Origin of the sequence: Thermus sp., assembly GCF_039793865.1 — a bacterium.
Taxonomy (GTDB): Bacteria; Deinococcota; Deinococci; order Deinococcales; family Thermaceae; genus Thermus.
The window spans coordinates 1,941-10,728 of sequence record NZ_JBAMMI010000010.1; the positions used below are offsets into that span (position 1 = coordinate 1,941).

4 protein-coding genes are annotated in these 8,788 nt (G+C 69.5%); all 4 read left to right on the plus strand.

From position 1 onward, the window contains the following. Positions 1-181: 181 nt before the first annotated feature. Positions 182-451, plus strand: a complete 270-nt coding sequence (locus ABJK26_RS00920; protein WP_347240313.1) for a hypothetical protein — start codon at positions 182-184, stop codon at positions 449-451. Between the two features lie 298 nt (positions 452-749). Beyond that, the gene (gene brxL / locus ABJK26_RS00925; protein WP_347240314.1) at positions 750-2,219 is read left to right on the plus strand and encodes a BREX system Lon protease-like protein BrxL; all 1,470 of its coding nucleotides are present in this window, start codon (positions 750-752) and stop codon (positions 2,217-2,219) included. A 7-nt stretch (positions 2,220-2,226) separates the two neighbouring features. Continuing rightward, positions 2,227-4,980 (plus strand): helicase-related protein, encoded by a 2,754-nt coding sequence (locus tag ABJK26_RS00930; protein WP_347240315.1) that lies wholly within the window; start codon positions 2,227-2,229, stop codon positions 4,978-4,980. Positions 4,981-4,995: 15 nt separating this feature from the next. Further along, positions 4,996-8,788: N-6 DNA methylase (locus ABJK26_RS00935; RefSeq protein ID WP_347240316.1), on the plus strand; the 3,793-nt coding region annotated here is incomplete at its 3' end.

The following is an 8,788-nucleotide window of genomic DNA, read 5'->3' on the forward strand; positions in this document are numbered from 1 at the left end:
CGACGAGCGCAGGTGGCCCCGGGCCTTCGTGCGGAAGGGGAAGCTCCACCTGGACTACCACTGGGACCTGGAGCAGGGGATTCACCCCGGGCTTCTCAGGGACCTTCTCCTAGGGGTGATCATGGGAACAGGGATGTTTCTGCTCTGGCTAGAGGGGATGGAGGCTTGAAGGAGGTGAAGGATGCCGCTCAAGTACAACCCGTTCACCGGAAGGTACGAGTACGCCGAGGAAGACCAGGAACCCACCTACAACGAGTTTGAGGGCAAGTACGAGGTGGGCCGGCCCGAGGACACGAGCCACTCCCCCTTCACGGGCCGGTACAGCAAGAAGGGGAAGCGCCTCGTGGACAAGTTCAACCCCTACACGGGCCGGTACGAGCAGGTGCCCGAGGACTGGGAGATCCGGCAGAACCCCTTCACCGGGGAGTACGAGTTCGGGCCTGAAGACTAGGGACGGGTCCCCCCATCGGCTTTTTCCTGAGTCCTAGGGGCCAGCGACCCGGGAGGGACCCTTTAGGTGCGGCACCCGGGAGGTTCAAAGTTGGCCACCACTTTCCTCACTCAAAACTTGCACTTATGGAAGAAGACCTGCGGGCCGCCCAGGCTGGGGAGGAAGCCCTCTTCGCCCTGGAGGCCCCCACGCCCTACGCCCCGGGACGCCAAGCCCTCCCCGTGGAGCTTCCCGCCCTTCCCGAGGCCCTCGCCCGCCTGGAAGCGGCGGCCCCAAGGCGGGGGGCGGGCCCGAGGCCGTGGAGAAGGTGCGCCGGCTTTTGGAGGAGCGGTACATCGGCCCCGGGCACCAGGAATGGCTCAAGGACCAGCTCCTGCGCAAGGGGCGCCTGGTGCTCATTGACCGCCTCGAGGTCAAGGTGGACCTGGCCACGGCCACCTACCAGGCCCGGCTCCCAAGCCTCGGGGAGTACACCGCGGACGTGGAGCCAAGCCTTCCCGAGCGCCACCCGGGCGTGCTCTACGGCCTTTGGGGCACCCTGGAGCTCTCCTACGAGGCGGGGACGGGGAGGGTCCGCGTCCGGCAGTTCATCCCCTTCCAGGCCAGCCTCACCTCCCTGGACCCCTTTCTTCGGGGAAGGGCGGCCTTCAGCGAGGAGGAGTGGACCGACTTCCTGCTGGCCAGCGTGGGGCTGAACCCGGAACCCCTCACCTCGAGGCAGAAGCTCCTCTACCTGGCCCGCATGGCCCCCCTGGTGGAGCCCAACCTGCACCTCATGGAGCTCGGCCCCCGGCAGACCGGGAAGACCTACCTCCTCCGCAACCTCTCCCCCGAGGCCCACGTCATCTCCGGGGGGAAGGTCTCCCCGGCCGTCCTCTACTACGACCTGCGCACCCGCAAGCCCGGGCTCATCCCCACCTACCAGGTCCTGGTCTTTGACGAGGTGGCCCACACCGCCTGGGAGGACCCCTCCATCCTCTCCATCCTCAAGGACTACATGGAGTCGGGCCAGTTCAGCCGGGGCGGGCGGACCCTTGTGGCGGAGGCCTCTTTGGTCTTCCTGGGCAACGCCGACCGGCCGGAGCCTCCCCTGACCCGGGTGCTCCCGCTAGGGCTCAAGGGGGACACCGCCTTTCTGGACCGCATCCACGGCCTGCTTCCCGGCCACGAGTTCCCCAAGATCTCCCCCGAGCTCCTCTACCAGGGGCCCGGGCTCGTGGTGGACTACCTGAGCGCCGCCCTGAAGAAGCTCCGCCCCCTAGGCTTTGACCCGGACCTGGCCCTTCCCCCTGGGCTCACCCAGCGGGACGTGCGGGCGGTGCGGAAGTGGGTCTCCGCCCTCCTCAAGCTCCTCTACCCGAACCGCGACTGGCCGGAGGGCCGACCGCAAGCCCTGGCCGCGCTGGCCCTCGAGCTTAGGGAGCGGGTCTACTGCGAGATGAGCCACTACAACCGCGAGGAGTTTCCCCCAAAAGGCCCCTGCCCGCCGAGGCCCAGCGCGGCGCCCCCGGAGGAGGGCATCCCTTGGGAGGAACTTTTCACCCTTCTAGACGAGGCCTACGTTCCCCTCTTCCGGGCCCTGCAGGAGGCCGGCCTACCCCCGCCCACGGAAGGGCCGGAGGACGTCCGCACCGACGCGAGCACCATGATCCAAAGCCTCGCCCGATGGGGGAAAAAGCGCCTCTTCCCCAAGGGAAGCGGGGGGGACGGCCTGGAGGTGGAACCGGACACGCCCGTGGACCGGATCCGGGCCTTCCTGGGGTTATGATCCCCCTATGGACGTGCTGGACCTCCTGAGGCCAGGGGCCCTCTTCCGGGCCCGGGGGCGGGACTACCGCCTGGAGCACCGCCAGAAAGACGTGCTTCTCGCCCGGGCCGTGGACACCGAGGAGGAGGCCCTCTTCTACCTCCCCCTCGAGGGCCCGGGGATCCGGCTCACCGCCCTGGGCCTTCCCCCCGCCACCCCCGGGGACCCGGCGCTCCACGACCTCCTCCTCAGGGCCCTGGACCTCTCCACCCTCCACGCCGACGCCCCCTTCCTCGCCCTCCAGCGCTCCCGGGTGGTGCCCGCCAACTACCAGCTCGTCCCCCTCCTCATGGCCTTGCGCCAGCCCGAGGTGCGCCTCCTCCTCGCCGACGACGTGGGCCTGGGGAAGACGGTGGAGGCGGGCCTCATCCTAAAGGAGCTCCTCCTCCGCTCCAAGGCCCGCCGGGTCCTGGTCCTGGCCCCGGCCCACCTCCTCGGCCAGTGGCGGGAGGCCTTGAGGCGCTTCTTCCACCTGGAGTTTGAGGTCCTCTCCGGGCCCAACCTCAAGCGCCTGGCCCGGCGCCTCCCCCCGGGGGCGGACCCCTGGGCCCACTTTGACCGGGTCATCGCCAGCCTGGACTACGCCAAGCAGGACGGGGTGCGCCACCTGGTCCTGCGGCAGGACTGGGACCTCCTCCTGGTGGACGAGGCCCACCTCGCCGCCCGCCCCCCCACGGAGCGGGGCAAGCAGATGGAGCGCTACCGCCTGGTGCGGGAGCTCTCCTCCAGGGTGCCCCACCTCCTCCTCCTCACCGCCACCCCCCACAACGGCTACACCGAGAGCTTCCATAGCCTCCTGGAGCACCTGGACGCGGGCCGCCTGGGCCTCTTTAAGGGCGGCGCCCTGGACCGGGAGGCCGCCAAGAAGCACGTGGTGCAGAGGCGGCGGCGGGACGTGGAGGAGTGGTTCCGCAAGGAGGGGAAAAAGAGCCCCTTCCCCGAGCGGGACGCCAGGGAGGTGCCGGTGGAGCCCAACCGGGCCGAGCTGGAGCTCTTTGAGGCGGTGCGCCGCTACCAGGAGGAGGTCTTTGACCCCGACCCCGCCAAGGTGCCCGTCCTCGGGCGGTGGCTCGCCATGCACCTCATGCGCCGGGCCACGAGCTCCCCCAAGGCCCTCGAGGAAAGCCTGAAGCGGCGCAAGGCCCTCCTGGAAAACCTCCTCGCCGGGGGGGAGGGGCCCACGGGGGAGGAGGAGGCCGCCCTCCTGGACACCGCCCCCGAAAGGCTCTCCCCCGAGGAGGCGGAGCTCAGCCTCGAGCTCAGCCTCGCCGACCAGGCCCGGGCCCAGGCGGAGAGGGCCTACCTCGAGGTCCTCCTCCGCCACCTCAAGGCCTGGCGCAAGGACAGCAAACTCCAAGCCCTCCTGGAGATGCTCCAGGACCCCTTGAGGCTTGGCCGGGGGCGGACCCTGGTCTTCACCCGCTACAAGGACACCCTGGACTACCTGGTGGAAAGGCTCTCCCAGGCCCTCCCCTACCCCGTCTTCGCCGTGCACGGGGAGATGGCCGAGGAGGAGCGGGAAGAGGTCCTCGCCGCCTTCGCCCAAAAGAACCCCGCCCTGCTGGTGGCCACGGACGTCTTCTCCGAAGGGCTCAACCTCCAGCACTACGCCGCCCAGCTCGTCCACTACGACCTCCCCTGGAACCCCAACCGCCTGGAGCAGCGGAACGGGCGCATAGACCGCTTCGGCCAGCCCGAAGCCCAGGTGCGCATCCGCACCCTCTACTACGAGCGCTCCTTTGACGTGGCCGTCTTCCGGGTGCTCCTGGAGAAGGCCGAGCGCATCCGCAGGGAGCTCGGGGTGGTGCCCGCCTTCTTCGGGGACGAGGGCTACCTCCGGGCCCGCCTCGAGGCCCTCTGGAGCCGGGACTGGCGGGGAGAGCGCCGCCTCCAGGCCTCCCTTTTTGACGAGGCCGAGCCCGAGGTGGAGGCCGCGCGCAAGGCCGTGGCCGAGGGCTTCTACGGCCACAGCGAGTTCAGCCTCCCCGACGTGGAGCGCCGCCTCCAGGAGGCCCTTAGGCGGGCGGGAAGCCCCGAAACCCTCAAGGGGTTCGTCCTGGACGGGCTCCGCTACCTGGGCTGGCAGGTGGAAGGGGAAGACCCCTACACCGCCAGGCGGGGCGCCGGAGAGGCGGTGCCGGGGCTTCCCCCCACCTTCGGCCCCTTCAGCTTTGACCCCGGGGCCCCCCTGGGCGTGGAGGTCCTGGACCTCGCCCACCCCCTGGTGGAGCACCTGGTGGCCCACCTGCGCTTTAGGGCCTACCGGGACCTGGACGGGGCGAGGACCGCCCTCTTAAGCTTCCCCGCCCCGCCCGGGACGCCGCCCGTGGCCTTCTACCACTTCCGGGCCCGCTTCGCGGCAAGCCGGGGAGAGGTCCTGGAAAGCCTCTTCCGCAAGGCGGTGCGGCTTCTGGACGGGGCCGAGCTTCCCGAGGAGGAGGCCGAGGCCCTCTGGGCCAAGCGCATGAAGGCGCCCCCCGCCCTGAGCCGGGAGCAGGCCCGCTACCTGGCCGAGGAGGCCCTAAGGTCCCCCCTCGAGGCCCTGGGGGAAGCGGGGGCAAAGGAGGTGCTGGAGCGCCTGCGGGCGGAGAGGGCCGCCCTCAAGCGGGACCTGGCCCGGGCCTACGGCGCCCTCCCCGAGGCCTTCCACGACCTGGACCGCCTGGAGCTTTTGGGCCAGGAGCTTCTCGCCATCACCCTCCTGGCCCCGGCACGCCCATAAGAGGGAGGAAGCCCCATGAACTTCCACGCCATCCGCGTATCCGGCGGTATCCTCACCGAGGAGTTTCTCAAGACCCTCACCGAGCCCGAGGCCCTGAAGGAGCTCGGCCTCTCCCCCGAGGAGGTGCGGGACCGCTTCTACGCCCTCCTCGGCCTCTACGAGCGGGTGGGCTCCCTCTTCGCCCTCACCGACACTTCCAAGGCCCGGGAGGCCTGGCTCCTCCCCTTCTTCCGGGCCCTGGGGTGGAACCCCGCCTACAACCGCGGCCACCTCCAGGTGGCGGACCAGGCCTTTCCCATAAGCCACCGGGGCTTCCCCGAGGAAAACGCCCCGCCCCTCCACCTGGTGGCCGCCGAGCCCGACCTCCGCCCAAGCCGCCGCGAGAAGAGCCCCCAGGCCCTCCTCCAGGCCTACCTGAACCTGCACCCCGAGCACGACTGGGGCATCCTGGCCGCCCCCTGGGAGGTGCGGCTTCTCCGCAAGTACTACCACGTCTCCGTCCCGGGCTACGTGGCCTTCAACCTGGTGGAGCTCTTTGAGGCCCCCCGGGACCAGGGGCTCAAGGAGTTCCAGGCCCTCCTTCTCCTCCTCTCCCCGAGCCGCTTCCAGAAGGGCAAGGACGGCAAGACCCCCCTGGACCGCTACTACGAGAGGGCCCGGGAAACCGGGATCCGCGCCCGGGACGCCCTGAGAAAGGGGGTGGTGGAGGCCCTCGAGGCCCTGGGGAACGCCTTCCTCACGGAAAGCCTCCGGGAGGAGCTCAAGGACCCCGAGAAGCTTGGGGCCTACCACCGGGAGCTTCTCCTCTTGGTCTACCGCCTCCTCTTCCTCCTCTACGCCGAAAGCCGGGGCCTCCTCCCCCACGGGGGGGAGCTTTCCTGGGTCTACGAGCGGGAGTACAGCGCAAGCGCCCTCAGGGAACGGGCCGCCCGCCAGGACCCCTTTGGCGGTCAAGGAGCGTACGAGGACCGCCACACCGACCTCTGGGAAAAGCTCCTCCTCACCTTCGGGCTCGTCTACCGGGGGGACGCGCGCCTGGGCGTGCCCGCCCTGAACGGCGAGCTCTTCGCCCCGGAGGGGCTTCCCCTCCTCACGGGCAGGGTTTTGGACCCCGGGGAGAGGGCCCGCCACCCTGACCTCCCCCGGCCCAAGAACAGCGAGCTCCTCCGGGCCGTGCGCCTCCTCACCCACGTGGAGCGGGAAGGGGCCTTGGAGCGCATCAACTACAAGGACCTCGAGGTGGAGGAGATCGGCCACGTCTACGAGGGCATCCTGGCCCTGGCCCCCCGCCTGGCGGAGGGGCGGTACACCCTGGAAAGCCACCTCCTGGAGCGCAAGTCCTCGGGGAGCTACTACACCCCGCGCGAGCTTGTCCAGCTCGTGCTCCAAGAAAGCCTCGTCCCCGTGGTGGAGGCCCGCCTGCGGGAGGCCGGGGAGGACCCCAAGAAGCAGGAGGAAGCCCTCCTCTCCCTCAAGGTGGTGGACCCGGCCATGGGAAGCGGGGCCTTCCTCATCTCGGCCCTGGAGTACCTGGCGGAAAAGCTTCTGGAGATCCGGGGCCAGGGGAAGGACGACCCGGAGGCCCTCTACGAGGCCCGCCACCTGGTGGCCTCCCGGTGCCTCTACGGGGTGGACCTGAACCCCATGGCGGTGGAGCTCGCCAAGCTTTCCCTCTGGATCGCCTCCGCCGCCAAGGGCAAGCCCCTCTCCTTCCTGGACCACCACCTGAAGGTGGGAAACTCCCTGGTGGGGGCCCCGGAGGACTTCCTGGAGCGGGGCATCCCCAAGGAGGCCTACGACCGAGAGGGGGTGCCCAAGGAGGTGCGCAAGGGGCTCTCCTTCGGCCCCGGGGCGGGAAGCCTCCTCTTCCCCCTGCCCGCGCCCCCTTTCCTGGACTTTGAGGAGAAAACCGCCGCCGAGGTGGAGGAGAAGCGCAGTCGCTACCGGGCGTGGCGGGAAAGCGAGGAGGTGCGGAAGTGGGAGCTCCTGGCCGACTACTGGACCGCCGCCTTCTTCCTCCGGCCCGCCCCGGGGGTGCGCCTGCCGGACGCCCAGGGCCTCAACTGGCTCGTCCAGCAGAGCCAAGCCCCCCTGGCCCAGTGGGAGGGAAGCTCCTACCTCTCCCCGCCCACCCGCCACGCCCTCGAGGCCGCCAAGGGCCGCCACCGCTTCTTCCACTGGTGGCTGGAGTTCCCGGAGGTCTTCCAGAAGGGCGGGTTTGACGTGGTGCTGGGGAACCCGCCGTGGGAGAAGGTGAAGCTGGAGGACAAGCAGTTCTTCGCCGACAAGGCCCCCGAGATCGCCGAAGCGGAGAACGCCGCCAAGCGCAAGCGCCTGATCGCCGCCCTGGAGAAGGAAAACCCCGCCCTCTTCCGGGCCTACCAGGAGGCCCTGGCGGAGGCCGAGGCGGTTTCCGGGTTCCTGCGGCACTCGGGCCGCTTCCCCCTCACCGCCCGGGGGGACGTGAACACCTACCCCCTCTTCGCCGAGCTCGCCCGCACTCTTCTCTCTCCTGGGGGCCGGGCGGGGCTCATCGTGCCCACGGGCATCGCCACCGACGACTCCAACAAGGAGTTCTTCGCCGACGTGGTGGCGAAGGGGGAGCTTTCCGCCCTTTACGACTTTGAGAACCGGGAGGGGATTTTCCCCGGGGTGCACCGCTCCTACAAGTTCGCCATCCTCGCCCTCAAAAAGGAGAGGGACCAGGCCCCCGCCCGACTCGCCTTCTTCCTCACCCGCCCCGAGGGGCTCGAGGACCCCACCCGGGTCTTTACCCTTTCCCCCGAGGACTTCGCCCTCCTCAACCCCAACACCAAGACCTGCCCCGTCTTCCGCACCCGGCAGGACGCCGAGCTCACCCGGGCCATCTACCAGAGGGTGCCCGTCCTGTGGAGGGAGGAGCCAGAGAAGAACGCCTGGGGGGTGCGGTTCCTCCGGCTCTTTGATATGGCTAACGACGCCCACCTCTTCCGCACCCGGGAGGACCTTCTGGCCCAGGGCTTCCACCTGGTGGGAAACCGCTTCATAAAGGGAGAGGAGGTCTACCTCCCCCTCTACGAGGCCAAGCTCTTCTGGCACTACGACCACCGCTTCGCCACTTTTGAAAGCAAGGACACCCGGGACGTGGAGCCCGGGGAAAAGCAAGACCCCGCCTTCCTCCCCCTGCCCCGCTACTGGGTGCCCCGGGAGGAAACCGAGGCCCGCCTGCGGAAGGCCGGGTGGGAGCGGGGGTGGTTGGTGGGGTTCCGGGACATTGCCAACGCCACTAATGAGCGCACGGCCATCTTCGCGGCCCTGCCGAGGGTGGGGGTGGGGAATAAGGGGCCGCTACTACTACCAAGGCAACGGTCCTATGCGATTTTGCTAATACTTGCCAACTTCAATACCCTCCCCATGGATTACGTTACCCGCCAAAAGGTAGCTGGAACAACGCTCAACTTCCACTACGTCAAGCAGTTCCCCATCCTCCCCCCCTCCGCCTACGGGCCCCAGGACCTCCACTTCATCGTCCCCCGGGTCCTGGAGCTCGCCTACACCGCCTGGGACCTGGCCCCCCTGGCCCAGGACGTGTGGGAGGAGGCGGACCCCGACCTGCGCCGGGCCATCGCCCTCTGGCGGGAGGCCGCCCCCACCCACCCCGACGAGCCCCCTCCCTGGGTGGAAGGCCCCTACCCCTTCCCGCCCTTCCTGTGGGACGAGGAGCGGCGGGCCCGGATCCGGGCGGAGCTTGACGCCTACTACGCCAGGCTTTATGGCCTCTCCCGCAAGCAACTCCGCTACATCCTGGACCCCCAGGACCTCACCGAGC

What these genes read in the sequence shown, in the direction of transcription:
- ABJK26_RS00920 (WP_347240313.1), top strand. Translation starts at nt 182, where the DNA reads ATGCCGCTCAAGTACAACCCGTTCACCGGAAGGTACGAGTACGCCGAG.
- ABJK26_RS00930 (WP_347240315.1), top strand. Translation starts at nt 2,227, where the DNA reads ATGGACGTGCTGGACCTCCTGAGGCCAGGGGCCCTCTTCCGGGCCCGG.